Origin of the sequence: Segatella cerevisiae (assembly GCF_024054555.1) — a bacterium.
Taxonomy (GTDB): Bacteria; Bacteroidota; Bacteroidia; order Bacteroidales; family Bacteroidaceae; genus Prevotella; species Prevotella cerevisiae.
Genome location: NZ_JAMXLY010000034.1, coordinates 15,860 through 36,974 on the forward strand (window position 1 = coordinate 15,860; position 21,115 = coordinate 36,974).

At 38.1% G+C, this 21,115-nt stretch carries 20 protein-coding genes; 4 read left to right on the top strand and 16 right to left on the bottom strand.

The window, feature by feature from the left end:
* Positions 1-92 precede the first annotated feature (92 nt).
* Entirely contained in the window at positions 93-1,127 is a 1,035-nt protein-coding gene (locus NG821_RS09020) for a hypothetical protein (RefSeq protein WP_252761333.1), read from the bottom strand.
* A 900-nt stretch (positions 1,128-2,027) separates the two neighbouring features.
* Between NG821_RS09020 and NG821_RS09025 the strand changes: the two genes are divergently transcribed.
* Positions 2,028-3,335: a replication initiation protein gene (locus NG821_RS09025; protein ID WP_252761334.1), complete on the top strand. Its 1,308-nt coding sequence runs from the start codon at positions 2,028-2,030 to the stop codon at positions 3,333-3,335.
* A gap of 720 nt (positions 3,336-4,055) precedes the next feature.
* On the opposite strand, the gene NG821_RS09030 is transcribed toward NG821_RS09025, so the two are convergent.
* The 7 genes from NG821_RS09030 to NG821_RS09060 all read right to left on the bottom strand — a co-directional run bounded on the left by NG821_RS09030 (position 4,056) and on the right by NG821_RS09060 (position 10,921).
* Positions 4,056-4,970: an IS982 family transposase gene (locus NG821_RS09030; protein WP_252761335.1), complete on the bottom strand. Its 915-nt coding sequence runs from the start codon at positions 4,968-4,970 to the stop codon at positions 4,056-4,058.
* A gap of 33 nt (positions 4,971-5,003) precedes the next feature.
* Positions 5,004-5,546: an RNA 2',3'-cyclic phosphodiesterase gene (thpR, locus tag NG821_RS09035; RefSeq protein WP_252761336.1), complete on the bottom strand. Its 543-nt coding sequence runs from the start codon at positions 5,544-5,546 to the stop codon at positions 5,004-5,006.
* 9 nt (positions 5,547-5,555) lie between these two features.
* Positions 5,556-5,993, bottom strand: coding sequence for a GNAT family N-acetyltransferase (locus NG821_RS09040; RefSeq protein WP_252761337.1), 438 nt, complete (start codon positions 5,991-5,993; stop codon positions 5,556-5,558).
* A gap of 1 nt (position 5,994) precedes the next feature.
* Positions 5,995-6,303, bottom strand: a complete 309-nt coding sequence (locus tag NG821_RS09045; protein WP_252761338.1) for a GNAT family N-acetyltransferase — start codon at positions 6,301-6,303, stop codon at positions 5,995-5,997.
* Between the two features lie 367 nt (positions 6,304-6,670).
* Entirely contained in the window at positions 6,671-7,351 is a 681-nt protein-coding gene (locus tag NG821_RS09050) for an outer membrane beta-barrel protein (RefSeq protein WP_252761339.1), read from the bottom strand.
* 72 nt (positions 7,352-7,423) lie between these two features.
* Positions 7,424-8,233, bottom strand: coding sequence for a DUF4249 family protein (locus tag NG821_RS09055; RefSeq protein ID WP_252761340.1), 810 nt, complete (start codon positions 8,231-8,233; stop codon positions 7,424-7,426).
* A gap of 87 nt (positions 8,234-8,320) precedes the next feature.
* Complete coding sequence (locus NG821_RS09060) at positions 8,321-10,921, bottom strand: TonB-dependent receptor domain-containing protein (RefSeq protein WP_252761341.1); 2,601 nt, start codon at positions 10,919-10,921, stop codon at positions 8,321-8,323.
* A gap of 158 nt (positions 10,922-11,079) precedes the next feature.
* On the opposite strand from NG821_RS09060, the gene NG821_RS09065 reads away from it, so the two are divergent.
* Entirely contained in the window at positions 11,080-12,243 is a 1,164-nt protein-coding gene (locus NG821_RS09065; protein ID WP_252761342.1) for an IS4 family transposase, read from the top strand.
* Between the two features lie 29 nt (positions 12,244-12,272).
* Here the strand turns inward: NG821_RS09065 and NG821_RS09070 are convergent, their stop codons facing one another.
* Together NG821_RS09070 and NG821_RS09075 are read right to left on the bottom strand one after the other, a co-directional pair.
* Positions 12,273-12,731 carry a hypothetical protein gene (locus NG821_RS09070; protein ID WP_252761343.1) on the bottom strand — a complete coding sequence of 153 codons (459 nt, stop codon included), beginning with the start codon at positions 12,729-12,731 and terminating at the stop codon, positions 12,273-12,275.
* A 51-nt stretch (positions 12,732-12,782) separates the two neighbouring features.
* Complete coding sequence (locus tag NG821_RS09075; RefSeq protein WP_252761344.1) at positions 12,783-13,280, bottom strand: RNA polymerase sigma-70 factor; 498 nt, start codon at positions 13,278-13,280, stop codon at positions 12,783-12,785.
* A 1,036-nt stretch (positions 13,281-14,316) separates the two neighbouring features.
* Between NG821_RS09075 and NG821_RS09080 the strand changes: the two genes are divergently transcribed.
* A complete protein-coding gene (locus NG821_RS09080; RefSeq protein WP_252761345.1) occupies positions 14,317-14,943 on the top strand; it encodes a porin family protein in 627 nt (208 codons plus the stop codon).
* Between the two features lie 372 nt (positions 14,944-15,315).
* On the opposite strand, the gene NG821_RS09085 is transcribed toward NG821_RS09080, so the two are convergent.
* A complete protein-coding gene (locus NG821_RS09085; RefSeq protein ID WP_252761346.1) occupies positions 15,316-16,266 on the bottom strand; it encodes a helix-turn-helix transcriptional regulator in 951 nt (316 codons plus the stop codon).
* 163 nt (positions 16,267-16,429) lie between these two features.
* Complete coding sequence (locus tag NG821_RS09090) at positions 16,430-16,666, bottom strand: beta propeller repeat protein (RefSeq protein ID WP_252761347.1); 237 nt, start codon at positions 16,664-16,666, stop codon at positions 16,430-16,432.
* 428 nt (positions 16,667-17,094) lie between these two features.
* Here NG821_RS09090 and NG821_RS12685 point away from each other — a divergent pair, with 428 nt between their 5' ends.
* Positions 17,095-17,280: a GrpB family protein gene (locus NG821_RS12685; RefSeq protein ID WP_394802076.1), complete on the top strand. Its 186-nt coding sequence runs from the start codon at positions 17,095-17,097 to the stop codon at positions 17,278-17,280.
* A 240-nt stretch (positions 17,281-17,520) separates the two neighbouring features.
* Here the strand turns inward: NG821_RS12685 and NG821_RS09095 are convergent, their stop codons facing one another.
* The 4 genes from NG821_RS09095 to NG821_RS09110 all read right to left on the bottom strand — a co-directional run bounded on the left by NG821_RS09095 (position 17,521) and on the right by NG821_RS09110 (position 20,924).
* Positions 17,521-17,829, bottom strand: coding sequence for a helix-turn-helix domain-containing protein (locus NG821_RS09095; RefSeq protein ID WP_252761348.1), 309 nt, complete (start codon positions 17,827-17,829; stop codon positions 17,521-17,523).
* Complete coding sequence (locus NG821_RS09100; RefSeq protein WP_308571644.1) at positions 17,822-18,187, bottom strand: type II toxin-antitoxin system RelE/ParE family toxin; 366 nt, start codon at positions 18,185-18,187, stop codon at positions 17,822-17,824. Before NG821_RS09100 ends, NG821_RS09095 begins: the two co-directional genes overlap by 8 nt.
* A gap of 1,288 nt (positions 18,188-19,475) precedes the next feature.
* Positions 19,476-19,733: a helix-turn-helix domain-containing protein gene (locus tag NG821_RS09105; RefSeq protein ID WP_252761349.1), complete on the bottom strand. Its 258-nt coding sequence runs from the start codon at positions 19,731-19,733 to the stop codon at positions 19,476-19,478.
* A gap of 36 nt (positions 19,734-19,769) precedes the next feature.
* Complete coding sequence (locus NG821_RS09110; RefSeq protein WP_252761350.1) at positions 19,770-20,924, bottom strand: RagB/SusD family nutrient uptake outer membrane protein; 1,155 nt, start codon at positions 20,922-20,924, stop codon at positions 19,770-19,772.
* Positions 20,925-21,115: the final 191 nt, after the last annotated feature.

A 21,115-nucleotide genomic window follows, 5' to 3' on the forward strand; every position in this document is an offset into this window, starting at 1 on the left:
AACTACAATGTATGATCACGAACCATACCATGGTTCAATGACGGATGCAAATATAGTCAAAAATTTTATTTCTGCAAGCCAATTAAACAATATTATATATGAAGTTCGTTTTGAGCGTTGTGTTCTCCGGTTATGCAGGGAACATAATTAATGATAAAGCAAATACCATGCAGCGGATAGTATCTTGAAGCGAGGTTTCTCAGTGTCATCCCGGTAAGGGGATTTTGCTTCAGGACAAACGGTTCTGGGATTTTTCCTTCATTTCTCGCATTCCACCAGTAAGCAATTCCATCCTGAGTCAGAATTTTCACTAAAAAGTGACGGTTCGACAGAATGATACGGTGAGGTTTTTCCATCGTATTTTGAATAACAGTGGTAACGGGAATGTTTAATGCAGACGATATCACATTCTTCAGAAATTTTCCCTTTTCAGTTGTAGATGAGAATTTAGGCTCAGATCCGGATCTTCTTGCTTCTGAACGCATAGCCCGCCTGGCAATAAAGCATTGCACATCCTGAAATTCAAGGCAGAATCGCTCCCGAAGTTGGAAAAGGAACTGGGCCAGGACGGCGCATTCCGATGGAGTGTTAAGGTGGCTTTCAAAGCAAGATACCTGAATGTCCTTCTCTCCAAAGATCAGTTTCTTGAAGATCTTCCAGCAGTTTTGTCGAAAGGAACATAGCACGTCAAGATATGAAGTGCTTACAATATCACCTTGCAGTAAAATGTCAAATAAGAGTCCTTCCGTAGAGCAGAAATGACATACAATAGCTAAGATGTCAATATTCGGCGCCATCGCCTCCTCAACTTTCAGAAGGAATTTCATCGTTTGTTTTACATCAATAGTCTCATCGTCGACGGCTGCGGTCAGGTGGGAGGTGATGCGGGCGCGTGCTTCTGCATGGATCCAATGCAGATGCCCTACTTCCCTAATTCGCAAAAGAGAGTCAACCAGCATCTCTACGCTGTGAAACAGAAAGAGCAGTACGTTTTGAGGTAATTTTTTGTTATCTGTCCTATACTGCATTCTTACAAAGAACAGGCTTTTCAAGAAAGTACTGAAAGCTTCCTCTGCGTGGCGCACCTGTTGAAATGCCACTTTTAAAGATTCGATTAATGTCTGCATCTTTTTTCTTTTTAACTTGTGGCTTGCATTAAAAAAAATAAAATCGTTATGTTCATTTCATGATTACTATTTTTGAATTAAAATATTATATAGAGGAAACAATACGTGATATTTCAAGTTGATTCCAAGACGTAATTCCCATGAATATAGTTGTTTTTTCTATAAAAACACTTCTGTATTTCAGTATATTTTTGTATCTTTACAAGATAAATGGAAAATAACATGTAAAACAATTTGAGTATATGGCAATTTTTGGATGTTTTTTTGTTTTGGCCTATACAATTGTAAGGGTCATTTTGGGTAGCGTGCTTTTTGTACTGAAAGGAATCCTGTGCCTGATAACTGCTTTTTTCAGGAGATGGTAAGATTGCCGTTCTGAAAATCAGACGTTATCCTTTCAGGAATCCGGCATCTTTTTCTTCCCTAAAGTCAGGTTTCATTAAGCTTTATTTTTTTTATTACTTACAAGCTTATTTACAGAGAGGAAAATATAATTCCATATATCTGCCAGTCAGTCATTTACAAATTTTTATCGGCTTGAACTTACAAGATTTTGCGCTTAACTTGCAAGCCTTTGCGGCAAACTTACAAGGTTTTGCGCTTAACTTGCAAGTTCTTGCGCTGGTGCTGAACCTGCTTTTTGTTAATTCTTTTTATTTGACATAAAGAAACAGAATCACTGCAAAGCTATATTAACATTTGAAACACTTGTTCACATTTCAACACCATTTAGCCGCATTTGTGCTATCCCGTCGAATTGTATAACTTTACTATGCCTTTCCATAAAGCGAATCAAGGAACAGGATAAGCTCTGGGATATGGTAGCGCTGCCGGCAATGAACTCGGATCATCCGGTGACGCTTTTATCTTTTGAAATTTAATTTGCGGTACGGGCATCTTATGCCAAAGAAGAAAGACGAATTTACCCTGATGAGGAGTCTCCTGCATATCAGGCACAGAAATGTACGCTGGAGTAACTTCTTGATTGACTCTGCCATTGATTGCAACCTGGTAGAGAAAAGAGCTTTGTATCTTATTTCAGAGTGGGTCAAGGTAAATTTTGTGTCCAGGAATCTTGGAGTGCCGGAAAACTGGAAAGAACTTATCATGCATTTTACTGATGAGGACTTGGGTGTGATCGGAGGCAAGAAAAATATACCACGGACCTACCAGGCCTTGAAACAACTGGGGAAAAAATTCATTGCAGTGGAATATACCAATGAAAAGGGACAAAAAATAAAAGGCAGAATTCACTGGATAGATGCTTTTTACTATAATACAGTGACTAAAGTCTATGATGTCCGCATCTCTCCGGAGATATTGCCTTACATGATCAACGTAAAAGGAAACTTCACAACTATTGATATAGGTGAAGCGATGTCTTTTGCATCCAAGGAAACCCAGAAAATGTATGAATTCGCTTGCAAGTACAGTGGAGATTACCGATATTCAGACCGGATAAGCAAAGAGATGGGATTCAATTATGCAAAGAATTTAGTACCCGTGAAAATGGAAACTCTTCGTAATATGCTTGGTCTTGATGAAGTTAAGGATGAAAGAACAGGAAAGATTGAGACGAGAGGTAAGTACAGCAACTATAATGGCATCAAGAAAAATGTTCTGGAGAAAGCTCAGAAAGAGCTTTATTTTCACTATAAATATGGCAAGGGCTGTATTTGGTTTGATTTTCAGGAAGGCCCTAGAAAAGGCCTCGGAGGAAAGGTAACCACGGTATTCCTTTACATCTATACCCGAAAAAATCCAAAGAAAGGAGAAGACCGGCCATGGCAGGAAGGGGATGAAAAGCTGAATCCATACGAAGAAGGGTTCGAACAACTCCCAACACAGACACCACAACAGAAAATGCATGCTAATCCTATTAATAACCTTCCCCCTAACGCCAAGCAAGTACAGTTGGCACAGCTACTGAACAAATATCTAAGTCCGGAAGAAGTTGGCTATTACATGAGAATGGCCGTATTGGAAGGAAGGAAAAGAAAATTCAACCAAATTGATTCCGTGATGAATGTCATCCAAGTCATCCAAGATAAGGAAAAACAAAGGAAATTCAAGGAGTCTACCCCGGCCTACCGTCGGAACTGTCTAGTTTTCTATGTCTTTACTGAGAATCTAAAGAGAGATTTTGGCTGGTCTATAATACCCTGTGAACACTCTAGACCTTATGAGAAAGGGAAAATCAGAAAATAAAACAACTATATGCTTAGTTCTTTCAAAATAAATTTATTTTGAGTTGAATTTTGTCTTAGTTTCTATAGAATATGTGTAAAAACACGGAACAACCTTTTATGGAGTTTTCGATGCAAAAATCCACTATTTCACTTATTAGGTCTTTTAATTACTTAATTATGATGGACACAAAAAATTCCATAAAATTTGTACCGCATAAAATATAAAACTTTGGGCGAATATTTCTGAGTAACATTTTGTTCATGAATTCAGTAAAAATTAGGCAAAAACATTGCTTATTACAAAAAAAATATGTATATTTGTAACGATAATTAGGGAATTATCACGGCTCAATAGTTGAAATTCTGCAAAATGTTTAAATAACAAATAGAAAAAGGATTATAAACGGTTCAATATCAATCACTTACGAATGTGCCAGATACTAAAAATCTTGTATCTTGTTTGTACCGTTTAAATCTCAAATACTTGACTATTTGATAGATATAGATGTTGCATCGGAAAATAAAAGGTGTAGAACTCAGAATCTGATATAGTAAAATATTGCATAGTAAACGAAACTTTTTCTCCATTTCTATGCAATATTTTACTATCCTTAGATAGTGGCATTTTGTTATTTGATCAAATGCGCATACGCAAGAAACAGTCCTGCCAATATCTTGAAGACCAATTACAAGGCCGTATAAACGAGTTTACCATCAATACCCCAGTTCGGGATAAGACTTAAAATAGACAGAGCTGATTAGTCCTTTCAATAGTGTATCCGTTAAGCGCTTTAGGCTTGTTTGGGAAGAAACAATATGCTCCCAATGCAGCAATCAGATTCATAATGAAATTGTTGACCGATCTGTGTCTGGAATGTACGATCTGTGCAGTATTTTTCAGCATATCATTGATGGTTTCAATGATGAGTCTCTTTCTGAGCATCATCTTGTCATAAAAGGGCATTAGCTTGTTCTTCATGTTCGCTCTCAACCCGGTAACGAGGTGGATTCCGTCTTCAAAAAGACTGTCGAAAAGTTTTTTTGATATATAGCCCCTGTCAGCAAACAGCTTGCCGTAAAGTTTCTTGGCCAGCGAAGTCCAAACTTTTGGGTCGCGGTCATCTACATTGGCACTTGTGAGGACAAAGGAAATAATTTCTCCCCTGTCATTACAGGCCAGATGCAACTTGAACCCATGACACCATCCCATCGTGCCTTTCCCGTCCTTTGCAAAGCCCTTGAATACCTTGTTCGAATAACGGCGCAGGTTATGGCAGACCGGGATCATTGTGGAATCGACAAAGGTAATCCCCGTGCACCTGCCGAAAGCCTTGAGGTTAAGGAAGAACATCATCTGGAAGAATACTCGGCTCTCCAGTTCTACGAAACGGTTATATGATACAGCATGGGGGAAGTAGGACTTCAAGGTTCCCTTAATGTAGAAAAGGTAATAGTGCTTGAAATTACGGAAAGTACCGAAATGAAACAGAAGCATGATGGTCATTATCTCGCTGTCGGATAATGATGCCGCGCGTCTGCGGCGTTGCTTCCCCGTACTGGTAAGAAGTACCCTATGAGCATTTTCTTTATCAAAATGTTTGCAAAACTCATCGATAATACAAAATAATTCTATAACTTTGTTCGTGGCGATCATAATGGATAGTTTTTGTAACTTATTGATTGTTAACTATAAAGTTACGAAATATTCTTGTGATTGCCAACTTTTTTTGTCATTTTTTTGATGTTTCTTATCCCGAACTGGGGTATCAATCCTTTCAGACTTCATGACGGAGATTTCGTTTACAGTCATACTGGAGCTATTTATATCAATGTCAAGAGGTATTTCAGTTGGCTTGCGAACGAGGGTGATGTGTGGCTGGAATTTGCCATGGTCATAATTAATGCCACGCTGATTCAGATTTTGTCTTAACTCCTGAACTATTGCTTTTACCTTTTGTTCTCCTTCAATGCCGAGCCAAATGATCTTGCTCCTGCCGTTGAAGCAACCAAGTTTGCCCGTCTGTATTTCGAAAGGTTCAAACTTGATGGCACTTACTGCAGCCTTGATGTCGGTTATCCTTTCAGTTTCACCGATGAAGGCCAAGGTAAGATGAAGATTCTCAGGACTAGTATAGTTGCCACTTACTCCATATTCTTGTAGAGCATCCTGGGCATCTTCGATGGAAGTCTTGAAAGGTCTGGTGAATCTTATAGCGATGAATATTCTCATGATTGTTGTTTATAATTTCAATGTCATCCTCATGTGAGGAATGCCATCCTCTAAAAATTCTTCTGACGACTGGCGGAATCCAACCTTTTCGTAAAAACCTTTAGCATAAACCTGAGCCTCAATCTCAATTTCATTTGCATTTAGTTTTTCCTTTGCCACTCGAATTCCTTCTTTCAAGACTTTTAGCCCTAAACCTTCTCCCCGTCTGAGAGTGATTACTCTTCCTATAGCAACTGTCGGGCACTGTATTCCGGCATCAATAACTCGGAGATACGCGACAATCCCACTCTCATCATGAAAGAATACATGCCATGCGTATTGATCTCTGCCGTCAAGTTCCTGATAAGGGCAATTCTGCTCAATGACGAATACCTTTACTCTTGCTCGCAGAATCTCATAAAGTTCATCGAGACTCAAATCACTAAAACGCTTTATTGTCAGCTCCATATCATGATTTCTTTCTGTCAATCCGACAAGCGATGGGTGCAACTGTGTTATATACTTGGTATTCAGCATGTCTCTGAAACCAAACGATAGCATAGAGACATGTTGCTGCGATTTTATTCCCATCAGCAAGAATCTTATTTACGGCCATCTGTACGAGTTGGTTTGCAATTCCTTTGCCTCGCAGGGATGAATCAACAAAGGTGTGGTTGATAGTTGCTATTCCGTTTTCTGTGGGGAATGTGATTTCAGCTATAATCTTACCGCTGGCATCCTTTGCATAAATGCGCTCGTTTTCTGTGATGTAGTTCATAATGTCGTAACGATAGTCCAAAACTAGAGACGGTCAGAAGTCCCATGAATACACGTATGGGAAAGGGGTGCCTCATACTTTTGTCTTCTTAAGTAGGAACATAGGCTGATGGTAACCGCCTGTCTCCAAGTCCCCAATCCTACGATGGTAGAGAATATATACTTGATGCTGATCATATCTGTGAAGTTCAAGTCAATTGCAAAGATACAAAACTATGATAATAATCACTGCAAAGTTGACCTCTTTTAAGACAGGTTGTCTTTCTCTATATCTTCATTACAATTCTTTAGAGTGATTTCGAGCGCTAATGTCTGATTATCAATCCCGATTTATTTTTTTTTATCCAGTTTCATTCAATTTCATTCAATTAAAACACATATCCAACAGTTAATCGAATATCACTGTTTTTCATCTTAAATTGACTGGATCTTTTTGTAATCCCACGATTGTACCCTAGCCCGAAAACATAATGCTGATAAGCAATGAAACGTGCTTCGACATTATAACCAAAATCAAACCGGTTATAGGATTTAACAGTATGATCACCATCAATAAAATCCTTATAGCAATTCCAACTTGAACTTTGAGATTTTCCTGTCAATTGGCATTTGCCATTTGTAGAGGCTATAGAATATCTGATATAGCATCCAACTAATGGGAGCAAATCAAGATTTTCACTCAAATGAAAAAGATAACCTAGTTTAAAAGGCATTTCAAGAGACAGTTCTCTCGCTTTTATTTCTTTGAATTCTGTAATTGGAGAACCAGAATGGTTATAGTCATAATAGGAGCTATAGGCAGAGTACTTGCCACCAGTCATAATAAAATCCACACCAGATGTTAGAGTTATGCCGTTTTTGAGTGAATAATACACATTCCCCCCAATTTGACCTCCAGGTGTCATCTTAGAGTCATAAACAATGTATTTATCTCCACCGACAAGTTTGGAAATGTTGGCACCTGTATGAGCGTCAAACTTTAATGATTGAGCAAACGAATTGACTGTAAATGCAGACACGCACAGAATGAATAACATTAACTTTTTCATATTCTAATTGTTTTTACAAATTTCTACTCATAAGACTGTAAGACACAGAAAACCCCTACTCATTCCGGAAAATTATTTCAGCCACCCACTTTGTACATTAGAATAAGCCCCAAGAATGCCGATACCATTCTGTATATTCGTAAAACTTGGGCGAATGAATGACATACCATAATCGTTGAAATCATTATTTTGAATATCATTCAATGACTTCATATAGCTATAGAAAGCTGGTGTAATCCGAAATAGTTGTACCCTATAACCAATGATATATTTTTTTTCTGGCATATTCAAGTGGAGAGTATAAGTACTGTCTGTTATGCCCGTATTGTCGAAGGTATAGAAATCATGATAAAAGTCGTTGGATGTATTGAACCCATCATCACCGGTATTATAGTTGTTGAGAATAGGTTCGCCTGAGGTATCAACACCCTCCGCGGAAATAGCGAGACTGTCACCGTAATCTTCCTGACCAAGCACCCTTACTGCAAAATAATCGTTTTTTGGACTATTCTTGATCGTACATCGTATCTGGACATACCATTCTCCTTTAATAAAAAGCGTGTCGAGGGAAACTCTGGAAATCGTAGGATCTAAAGGTACGGTCGCCGTGGATGTAATCGTCGAGAACCCTGAAGCCTTCGCCTGTAAACCTATTATATCTCCTTTTTTGATCGAATGTCTCAGTCGGTAAAGTTGCATAGGTATACCGCTTTTCTCATTAATATCTTTGACGAATACGGCAGGATACAACTTGTTGTTTAAAGTGCATGATACCCGGACATCCTTCAATTCCTTGATTTGCCCGTTAACGCTCTCTGTGGATGATACTTCTATGTCTAGACTATCTCCTTCTGTCGGGAAGCAGTATACCACTATTCCCATATTTCTATTGGTTTTTAGGTATATTTGATCCTCACAGGCGACAAGACAGACCAATAATCCCAGTATAAAAAGACAATTCTTCATCTATCAAAATTTTAAAGTATAACTTATGGAAGGTATGATAGGAACATAACCACGGCATCGTGCCTGAATTTTTCCTTCATCATCTCTTCTCAACTTTACATACATGGTATTCAGGTGGCAATAAGCATTGTAGATACTCAGATTCCAGATACCTATGTATCCTTTATGTGTCCGATGGGTAAAATTAAATCCTATATCAAGCCGATGGTAGGCAGGTACGTTATAGTTATTAGGTTTGCCATAGATATATCCTGCATCTTCGTGTGAATCATCACCAGGAATATCGGGAAGATTCACATATTGTGACGGAAGAGTAATCCGGTTGCCCGAATGATATTGCCATGAAGCATACATCGAAGTTTGGGGACTAATATTCCACCTGCCCGTCAGATATATTTTATGTCTGTTATCAAATTTGTCATTAAACCAGTATCTGCCTATTTCGTTAAAAAAGCGTTTGCTCCAGGAAAGTGTATAGGATGCTGAAAGCATGAATCGGGCATTGGAATATCTTGCATCCGTTTCCATTCCATACGATTTACCTTCTCCATCCATCACATCCTTCTCCCACCTGTCTGCTGCAGGCTGAAGTCCCATCCAGTCCCTGTACTGTAATTGATGATAGGTCCTCTTGAAGAACCCTTCCAAAGTAAACAAAAACTCACTATTCGGTTGGAAATATACCCCTCCGGCAGTTTGTCTGGAGTACATCGGTTTGATATTTTCCGTGATCGGTACCCAGTAGTCTGTAGGCATATCCAAATAAGTACTTGCTATTCGATGTACGTATTGGGACATCATCGTATAGGAAAATTTGAATGCCATATTATCATTTAATTGATATTTTACAGCAATTCGCGGGTCAAGATCATAATAATGGCGCCCACGGACCATAAATAGCGAACTCCTTGCGCCGACGTTCGCGCTCAATGCCGGTAACAAGTGCATTTCGTCTTCGGCATAGAAAGCTATTTCACACGATTTGATTTGGCTGGAAGAGGCGATCAAGGTCGTATCAACAGCATTGTCTCCATAATAAAAGGCTTGCATGTTAGTCTGAGGATGAAAAGAATGAAGCGTATAGTCCGCCCCGAATTTCAAATGATGAAAGTTGTCTGGGTGCCAGTCGAAATCAGTTTTTAAGCCAATATCATAAAGTCTTGATTTATTGTATTGCAAGTCCATGCTCGTTCGATGGTTAATGTCATCCTGTGTATAATATTCCTCATCACCATAGCCGTTGGTACTTTTGCTTTGGGTATATATGGCCGAAATATCACCCGATAGCCGTTTGGAAAATCGATTGCTAAAGTTGAGTGTAGCATTCATATTACCCCATTTGAAATCATTGTTGACATCAGATGTATAAGTCACGTAATAGTTATCATCAATATCCTTATCCCGTATTTTATAATGGTCATGACCGGAGTAAAAACTCAACCATATCAAACTATGGTCATTGAGATGATGTGTGATTTTCGCATTGAAATCATAGAAAAGATACCCTATCTTATATTTATCGTCTTTCCCTTTATTGACAATCGTGAATATGGGAGTCGAAATCAAATCCAACCAACTTCGGCGAAGTGCAACATTATAAGAAGTAGAGCCTTTCACAATCGGACCTTCTAACTGCATTCTCCCATCAAGGAGACCCATGGAAAAAGTTCCTTTAGTCTTCTCTAAATCTCCTTCTCGGGTGCGTATATCTGTTACAGAAGATACTCTCCCACCATAACGTGCGGGAAATCCACTTTTATAGAAGTCAACGTTCTTGATAATATCAGAATTGAAAGAAGAAAAGAGACCCAAAGAATGATTGATGTTATACAGAGGTGAATTGTCCAGGAGAAAAAGATTCTCATCATTTTCCCCACCATGAACATAAAGTCCAGAGGCTCCCTCTACTCCACTTGCAACGCCAGATGACTGCTGAAGAACTTTCACGATATCGGGAGAACTGAGGAGGGCAAATTCGGTATTAATATCAGACGCAGTCATTGTCCGCTTTCCTGTCTGTGTCGATAGGAGTGGTGACCGTGCATCTGCATTCACTACAATTTCCTTGATCGTCATGCCATATTCATTGAGGACGATGCTTTTCGACAAATCTTTATGAATATTCAGATGCAAGTATATGTCCTTATATGCCACGTATGATATACGGATATTATGTTTCCCTTCTGTCAAAGGCATATAAAAATATCCATGTTCGTTAGTCAATATCCCTTGCCGTGTATCAATGTCAAATAAGGAGGCGTTAATGATTGGCTCTTTATCCGGTGTCATAACAGACCCGGATAAAGTAAAGACAGCGGTCTTCTTTTTCTTTTTTGAAGGCATGACTTTCAAAATAACATTTCTTCCTGTTATCGTCCAAGTTATTCCTGTGTCACCAAAGAGCATATTCAGTGAGGTTTTTAGTGACTCCTTGTTTAAAGGATTCCCATGATATGTCTTGTTGACATTCACTTCTGAACTGTATACAAAGTTGATGTTGTATTGCCGATGAAGCCAACTCATCATTTGCGATAAAGTAACGGCCTGTGCGTCAATAAGTAAAGGAGAAAGAAGAAAGAAAAACAGAAAGAGTATTTTCTTCATCGTTTCCTGATTGTGATTTTAATGTTCAACGTCACTACTGTCCCGTAAAAAAGGACTAAGCGTTCTTTGAAATTATTGAAATATAGCCTTTTACGACCAGTTTTTGGAGTCAACGGACTTGATTTCGTAACTTTGCATTTATATAAATATGAATGCATATGTTCCAAGCCAAGTTCATTTTCTCTCAGTTGATTACATTCATGGACAGGAATCACTTCAACTATCTTGCATGCAAGTACAGTGGAGACAAATACGTCAAGCACTTCACTTGTTGGAATCAACTTCTGACCCTTATGTTCGGGCAACTCAGCAACAGAGAAAGTCTCCGTGATTTGATAGTTGCTTTGGAAGCTCATCGGTCCAAGTGCTATCATTTGGGACTAGGACGTAAGCCAATAGCCAGGACTACACTGGCAAAGGCTAATCAGGAGCGTGACTATCGCATATTCGAGGACTTTGCATTCTACATGATGGAGCAGGCAAGAAAGAAGAGAATTGCAGATATCTTCAAACTTGGCGGCAACGTCTATGCATTTGATTCGACCACCATACCTCTTTGCCTGTCAGTCTTCTGGTGGGCCAAGTTCCGCAAGCGGAAGGGAGGCGTGAAAGTCCATTTCCTGTATGACTTGGAAACATCTGTTCCTGCATACTATCATATCACGACAGCATCTGTACATGATTCCCGGGCAATGAAGGAGATTCCCTATGAGCCAGGCTCTTACTACGTATTTGATCGTGGCTACAATGCATTTAAAGAGCTCCACAATATCCACCTGCTGAAGTCTTTTTTCGTTGTTCGGGCCAAGAAGAACCTGCAGTACAAATGCATTAAATGGAGACGCAGACTCCCCAGGAATGTCCTTACTGATGCAGAGATACAACTCTCTAAGGTGGGCTCACAGAAGAAGTATCCTGAGAAACTCAGGCTCGTCCGGTTTCATGATGAAGAGCAGGACAGAGACTTTGTTTTTCTTTCGAATGCCTTCCATCTCACTTCCTTTGAAGTTGCCAATCTCTATAAGAACAGATGGCAGATAGAGCTTTTCCATAAATGGTTGAAGCAGCATCTGAAGATCAAAAAGTTCTGGGGTGTTACGGAGAATGCCGTCAGGATTCAAATCAGTGCTGCAATCATTGCCTACTGTCTTGTGGCCATTGTCCAGCATGACATGCATCTGGAACGTTCAACCTATGAAATCCTGCAGATCCTAAGCATCTCATTAACAGATAAGACTCTACTCAGAGAGCTGTTCGAAAAGACTAATTTCAACGATGTCAAAGAACAATTAGATTCCCTCATACCGGGGTTATTTGATTAATATTTATTCGTCCCGATTTTAACGGGACACTAATGGTTCAACGTATTTTCGAGAACGGTTATCGCCTCACTCAAGTTTGACACTTCAATGGTTCCGGAAATTTCCTTTGTGGAATCACTTGACAATAACACGGCATTGTATTTCTTTCCAACTTCTTCGAGAGCATATGTCACTGGTGTATGGTCAAAATGGAAAGATGCTGTCTGCAAGGTATCTACTGCATGATTTTTCTTGTTAGTACTGTCCATTTGTATTTGTGTTGGCCTTTTTACAGGTCGATTTTGTTTATAGAATCCTTTGGTCGCAGCGAACACCACTGTTGCTACGACAAGGATGGCTGCAGCTATTTTTAAGGGAGTACTAAAAAACGATCTGCTTTTATACCCGGTAATTTTACAAAAGCGACGGTACGCTTTCTTTTTATTCAGTCGCCCTTTACGGTAATGCCTGATGACGAACATCAAACTTTCATCTATTTTATTATTCATATTCCAAATATTATTATCTTTATTGGAAAGATCTTACCTTATTAGAAAAACTTATAGAAAAAAGAAGAAAACATAGATTTCAGTAGCTTTCCCCCTGAGTACCTTATAAGCTTTTCCGATCTGTGCTTCGACGGTCTTCACGGAAAGTCCAAGTTCCTCTGCTATCTCTTGGTATTTCATACCGTCACGCTTGCTCATTAGAAAAACAAGGCGGCATTTCTGTGGTAAACTTTCCACTGCTGTCCACAACCTGCTTTCTCGAGCAAGTTCTTCACGATCCGCTTCATTGTCGTACACCATATCCGGGATGTCATGGTTGATCTGAACCGTATTTTTCTTATGAAGATAATTGAGGCAGTTATTTTTTACAGCTTGAAAGAAATAGGACTCAGTATTGGTAATCTGCCCGCCCTGCTGCTCCAATTCATAAGCCTTCGTCATCACTTCCATGACAACGTCCTCAGCGATATCTATGCTTGAAACATAATGAGTGGCATACAGGCAGAGCCTATCATAAAGAGTATCGAATAGCATCTTATAATCTGTCATCACGTACGTTTATTTTCTAAATTAAAGACAGAGAAAAACAAAAAGCCCCTATATAAGGATTTACAAAATGGCTTGTTTTAACTTTCATTTTGATTTTCTACTTCATTCATCATACAATACAGTAATTTCTTTCACCTCATCTTTCCCATGCATCTTATGGAATATGTCTGTGGCATTTCTCCTTTGTTTAAATGATTTAAGAAAGCAGAGATTAAATTGAAAATAGTTTATGATTCTTGGCTAAATCCAGATATAATAATGTAGTTACAAGACGATGCGCATTATTATTTGCTGAAAGCCTGACAATTCTTGAGAGGACTATACTCTAAGAATTTCTCCCTATAAAGTCCTCCGTCCTTTTTTATATATAGTTCAATGCAGTGTTGAATCCTATTAGCCAACGATGAAATAAATGACTTTTAATATGATGATAGGGCCTGCATTAAATGAATCTTTCCCCTCTCTCAAATTTTTCATGCATATTCCAATAGTGATGAGATCTAATTTATCAAATTTTCCTAGAGTTAAACTTGTATATTTTTAGATACATCTATCAATGAAAATATTGTTCCAGAACATTTGATGTATAATAATTGCTTTAAGGATAACGAAATTTGCCCTACAAAGGTATCGATAATTGTTTGTAAAGAAGTGATATAATGACATTTTTTCCGTTTTTCAACAGTTCTCTAAAGATGTTAACAGTTCCGTCATCTGGTGTAATTAAGAGATTGTACGAGAGTTTTCTATCAATTACAGTTTTAAGAGCATATACAACCCCTGATTAGCTATATTTTCTATTCTGTTTATTAATATTTTTATATAAGTACTTGCATATATCAAATATTTTTACGTAATTTGTGCCTTACATTTCTCGTTTAGAAATTCTTCTGATCACATAGATTCGGATAGACATGTTCTGGAATCTCATTTTCAAGAATAGTTTCGTTGGATAATTCATTAGGGAAAGAATTGGTACGGCAGTGAAAAACTAAATGAGTTTAACTCTATACAAAATATTAACTAAAGAATTGAAATGATGAAAAGATTATTATTATTGTTAGTAGTATCATTGTTTTTCATTGGCATAAAAGCCCAGGAAGCAAGATTTGGTCTTTCCGCTGGTATGAACATCAGTAGTCCGAGCGATTTAAATTCGAAGACAGGGTTTCACGCCGGTGTAAAAGGCGAATATTCCTTCAGTGACAACCTGTATGTTGGATCAGGGCTCATGCTTACCTCCAAAGGATGGAAATCAGACACCTATTACGATGCATCGACAAAACAAAGTACGACTTGGAAGGCTACTCCGTATTACATCGAGATGCCGATCCATCTGGGTTACAAGACGGCTGTGGGAGAGAATATCAAGCTATTTGGCGAGGCAGGTCCTTACTTTGATCTTGGAGTATTCGGTAAAAGTTCCTATACGGTAGAAAAAGACAATAAAATGACCACAAACAAAACAAATAATCTGTTCAAAGATAACCAGCAGGAACGCTTCGACTGTGGATTAGGTGCGAGCATCGGGGTAGAGTTCTATCAGCACTATCAACTTTCTCTTGGATATGATTGGGGATTGAAAAAAATCTACAAGAAAAACGCAAGCAATTTGGACAGTAAGAACCGCGTATTCGAGGTATCTCTTGCCTATATGTTCTGATAAAGCATTGAAAGCATTAGAGATAAGAACTCTGTTTCTGTTCAATACTTTGTTCCATGAGTACTACCCTTCTTTGGCCCTTATCTCATGCAGGCAGTGGTAGGCGTACCTTCCGGATTTTCGCAAACTTAAAACTTGACGGTTCACAGAAAAAATACTCTTAATTCAGATTCCATGGAGATGATGCAGATCAACGTAATTTTCATGGAATCTGTCATTATATCTGTTTCTCCTGCTAATTATAACGGTTATTTTGAGGGAGAATCAAATGTGACTTTCTTTTAAATTAAACTGGTATCTGATTGACTTATGTAAGACCGATAGTTTCAGTCAACTCCAATCTCTTATTGATGAAAAAATACAGGGTCAGTTTCAATCGTTCTTATAATAATTAAATATATTTTCTGAAAGTCTTTTCATTTCCTGTCTTACACTTTCGGGTTCCAATACTTCCGCAAAATCTGTCTGCGACAACAGTGCCTGATAGAAGTCGAACGTTGGGCGGACATGGAGTTCGAAAGTGACAGAATCGCTGTCTTGGGTAAGGACTTTCTGAGATTCATGAAGTGGCAGACTCTTGAGGTAGTCGCAGTGAGGATACCACGCTTTGAGGACAATCCGCTCTATCGGGATCTTCTTGTCAGTGATGATGCCGTAGCAACCTTCAAAGTACTTGTTGATGTCAAAGTCCGCCTTCATCTTGAATTCCCGATTCGTTAATTCAGCATCATTGACCCGATCAAGCGCATAAAGGAGGTACACATCTGATAGATCCGTACCTTTGTCCTTGTTTTTATCGGAATAATAAGGACTTCGTGCCAGGACATACCAGCGACGTTTAATGACTTTTAAGTAATACGGCTCTATATCAAAATCAGTTTCAGTGCTTTTTCCGAATCCTTGATAAGATATATTGAGAACTTTACCTTCTCGCATGGCCTGAGTCATTAGCATCAACCATCGGTGTCCTGAGGGGATGTCTTCAAAAAGGATTCTGCCTTCGAGTTTTTCATCGGCACGGATTTGATTCAGAGTGGCATAAGTCTCTATGAACCAAGTGCGAAGTTTGTCTCCCTTCAGTTTTTCGGCATTGACGATGTAATATTTATAACCGTCCTTCTTGTCACATTCGATGCAGATGCCGAACATATCCTGAATGGCAGTAATATGGTTGTGAAATGTTCTGAGCGCTATATCGTCGTCACTGCCGTAACTCAGTCCGCTCACTTTCCAGAGTTCGTTGACCTGTTTGAATGTTATCCTTTTATATCTTTGGATCACATCAATCAACCAGATATACCGTGCAAAAAGGTTAGATGCCATATATTCATACTTAAAATCCTATTATAATAACTCCCTTTAGGTCCATTTATTGTTTCTCCGACTCTATTATTGGAATATTTGAAAATAAACTTCTAAAAAGCCGGAGAAACAAGCGTTTCAATTCTTGAAGTCGAAGTCTTGATTGACGGCCACGACTTCCTGCTTACCTCTTTCGTAAAAACCAGTTGTGTCCTCCATCAGTAGCATAGAACAGACCTTTGCTCGTCGTCCCAAGGATTTCTTTACCATTTTCCAAGAGATCACTGAACTGCCCCACATTCGAATTTCCGTTGAAACGCGTAAACCAATTATGTCCGGAATCAGTAGAGTACTCTAACTTTGAGGAATCGCTTGGACAAATACGAATCAATTCTTTACCTCGACTAATCATTGTTGCCATAATATTGTATTTTAAATATTAAAACATTGCCTCCGACTGACGAGCTTCGGCATCTCCGGGATTCAAATCCGTTGCAAAGGTAAAAACAGGGGTGTGCCAAATTGCTGCATAGGAAAAAGAAAAGTACTAATCACTTAAAATGAGTTAGGATTCAGAGGGCGTATGATTGGATTTAATGCTCCATCCCTAAAATACACCTTTTGCCTCCAAACTTAATGTCAGTGTAACTCGACATTGCAGTAAAGATAATTTCTTAGTCAAATTACCCTCTAATGTAAGTGTCCGCTATATTCTTGCTAATGCTTTTCGTGGATTAAGTTGAGGCTTAAATTCAATCTTAAGGTAAATGTGACTTCATGGCTTATACTGCCAAGGCCAAATATGGATTTACGGGTTGATTACTTGAAAAAATCACGAAAACTGTTGTATTGTATTTTCGTGACTACATGAATGACAATCCATCAATAGCCAAAGAGTGTGAGAAACCGAAACTCTCTCTTGGGAAACCGTATGAGCATGATAGAGATGGATATACTAATGCTAAAACTGAATTCATAAAAACTTATACCAATTTAGCTAAGCAAGTCTATTTAGGGAGATACGATAACCGCTAAAAAATTAGCATAGTATGAAATTTGGAAAGGGACAGATCAAGAACAAACCGAAAACAAATCCGTTCCCCGCCTATCCCTCTCTGTTCCTAATTGCGGTTTTTAACTCAAAAAACATTTGAAATTCTGTTGACGTAGGTGAACAAGGTGACTCATCTAAAAATCAATAGATACTGTAATTTTATAAAATATTTTACATATTGAAGAGTCAAATATTTCTATCTGTATCCCCGTTATAAAAACTCAGGATATAGACAGCGATATACGTTTGCCTAATCCTGCGAAGATACGGAACAGCGTAGAAAGCTGTATGTCAGCATGTCCGTTTTCGATTCGTGAGATGTAGCTTTTCTTCGTACCAATCTTGGCTGCCAACTGTTCTTGTGTAAGTCCTGACTTTTTGCGTTCCTCCTTCAATTTCTCTCCGAGAATAAAGGCATCTGCACAAGATTCAAACTCCATTCGGTTGGGTGTCCCTTCTGCACCAAAATCTTCAGCGATATAGTCTTCTATCGGAGTAAGGCCCCGTTTATTCATTTGATCCTTATTCATGTTGCAGTCCCTCCTTTTTCTTAAAATATTCATTCATAATTCGTTTAGCCCGTTCAATCTCCTGTTGAGGTGTCTTTTGCGTCTTTTTCTGAAAGGCATTAAAAAGGATTATAAGGTTTCCTTCATCCATACAACAGAATATACGGTATATATTGCCATTCTCCTCTATTCGAATTTCAAATAGACCGGGTACTCCTTCGATACTCTTCAGAAAAGTTTTGGGTATGACCTGTAATGTCATGATATACAGGAATACCTGATAGATTTTCTTCAAAACCTGTTTGGGCTGTGTTTTCTTAAATTCCTTGAAGTAATTTCCGAAGGCTAAGATTTGTCTGATATATTTTCGTTTGCCCATTGTCCATTATCAAAACCCTGCTACAAAGATAACGAATTAGTAAACAAATTCCAAATATTTCTACCACTATTTTATACGAATGTCATAGACTGTCGACTATTTCTTTGTAAGACCTTTCTCACACAAGGTACCATCAATCTTCATGGCAAGCAACATTCTATTACGAGTCGTTGCTAAACTTTGCTTGTCAACATGATTAAGCATAGAACCCAGTATACCTTTTGGTTTAATCTTCAGCATCATCCCAATAATTAACAATTAGTTCACTAACCTTATCTAATAGTAATAGCCCTATCAATAATAGCCTGATTGATTCATTTTCAAATTTCGTATTTTCTTATGAGGTACACAAGAATTTTCTCCCAGAATCTAGTTGATGAAAAAGAAATAACTCCCAACGAAGTGCTGTAACCCGTTTCTTGAATCTTCAAAATATAACGTTTAGTTTAATGATAAAAAGAGTTCACCACCTGCTCCTCTCTAGTTCTGTTGCAGAGGTAAATCAAGAACGAACCGAAAACAAATCCGTTCCCTCCCGTTCCCTTCTCGTTCCCTGTACGTTCCCTCCTCGTTCCCTTTTTGGGCTTTTGGTGGACAAACCGGTTGAGGCAATCTGTTGACGTGCGTTATTAGGGTGTAAGGACGTACGTTATTAGGGTCTCATGTCGTACGTATTGACAATGTCAGGACGTACGTGAACAGAACCTCAAAAAGCACGTGAACAGAACCCCAAAAAAGTTATCATTAGTACCTCATAAAGCGGTGAACAGAACGTATGGTTGGGCAACAAAGAAATGTAAGGAAAAGTATCAGCAGCATATATGGAAAAGTGTTTATAGTCTGTATGGAAAAGTGTCAAAGAAATGAATGGACGGGCATCTTCAGATGGGAAGACGTGCTTCAATAGAAACGAAAATATCAGGCTCTTTCAGACGAAAGCAAAATCTTTTCTATATCATTGACGGAACGCATTCTACATCTGTGCCGGAACTCTCCAAATCCTTCCCGATGCTACCCGTACAAAACTTCTATGATAATAAATGACTGGTAAAACTAACTGGGCAGCAAGTAACTGGAGATGCTGGAAGAAATCGCTGTACCAGTCTGCTACATCAACTCCCCTATCAGTATCTGCTTCGTGAACAAGACGACTTATTGGCAATTTCTATATTGCAGGCATAGTTGATTAGAATATGGTAGCCCATTCGGACAAGGGTGAATTCAACAAGCAAGGGTGGAGTCAACCTACAACTGCAAATTTAGCAATTAATCTAAAGAACGCATTAGGCTAACTAATATTCAAAGCATGTTCTATGTCCAGAAGCGTGTCAGAGGTGAAATTTCGATTTCCAGATAACCAATCCGAAATTTCAGATTCTGTTTTACCCATTATTTTTGCAAACTGTTTCTGAGTAAGACCCTTCTCACGCATGGCACTCCCAATCTTCATGGCAAGCAACATCCTATTACGCGTCCTTGACAAGCTTTGCTTGTCAACATTATTAAGCATAGAACCTAATACACCTTTTGGCTTAATCTTCATCATCCCAATAATTAATTGTTAGTTCATCGTTCTTAATGATCAATATCCCGGGTTTTGTGTTATATAAGGGTTTATGCAAAGTTCTTTATACGGAATCGGGAATAATAATTCTTCATTCTTAATTCCTAATATTGATTGTGCTTTATTTATTCTCTTCAATGCGGCCCACGTCCCATATGCAGAAACTCGCTTCATCCACATTTGTAAGGTGTCATTGATCATAGCTTCATTCTTTAAAGAATCCACATATTCTTTTGTGTAAATATCAATCCTAGATGATGAATCTGAAGAAGACAAAGTGAATATTTTATCTTCTGATGTTATTTTAACGTCTTTTAAATGGATAATAGCTTGGTCATATTCGCCTAGCGATAAGAACAGTTCTGAATATAGGATATCTATTAAAAGTTCAAAGTCTCTATCAAAACCTTGTAAAGATTTTAACGTACTCAATAGTTTTAAACACTCCATATATATAAATCTTGCTTCTTGAGGTTTGCTTTGCATAATATAAGAATGAGATATTTCAAATGGAAGTTTCCCCCATAACATCGCCATATTATAATAAATAAATACCTCAATAAAGTTTATTTCTGTCAGATATTTATCAATACAAAATTTGTTTACCTTTTGTAGTTTCTGTGTTAAGTCATCACACTGTTTCAAGGCATGGAAGCCATTATTCCATACTTCTTCAATAAGTGGAGATCCCGAATCTATTCGTTGATGAATTTTATTTAACCTTATAGATTCTAATTTAATTTGACCTCTTTCAAATAAGAATAATTTTTCATGAATTTTATGAATATCAGCCTGAATATCAACTTCATTATAAAGTTTTTCAGGATTTGTAGAGACCGCTTGTTCTTGCTGAACCGAGGATCGTTGTATTTTTTCGTCTGTAGTTCTCTTTGAATTTTCTACTTGATTATTGAGCGAAATTGGGTTATACGATTTGAATTTTTTTATAAAGTCATTCCGTTTATTTTCCCATCTATTTTCATTTGGGGATACCAAATGAAAAAATCTTGTTATATTATCTTTAAAATCATTCAATAGAGCAGAAATGTGTTGATCATCCCATGAAATTGCAATGTTATTGGATCCAATACACGTTCTAGATAAATTTTGAACATTAAGTTTTGGAAGAATAAATGTTTGATATTCGTTTTTCATTATCCAAGCTGCACCCATTTCATTCAGACACATTGGACTCCTAAGATAGTCTATAGAAATAATGAAAATCATGAAAAGATTATGATTTTCATTCGAAAATGTTTTTATTGCGAACAGCCAGTAAATCGGCTATTCAGGTTTAACTTATTTGTTTTGACACAATAAAAGAATAAGCAGGCTGCGGTATGCTGTCTGCGGCTATTGGCTTA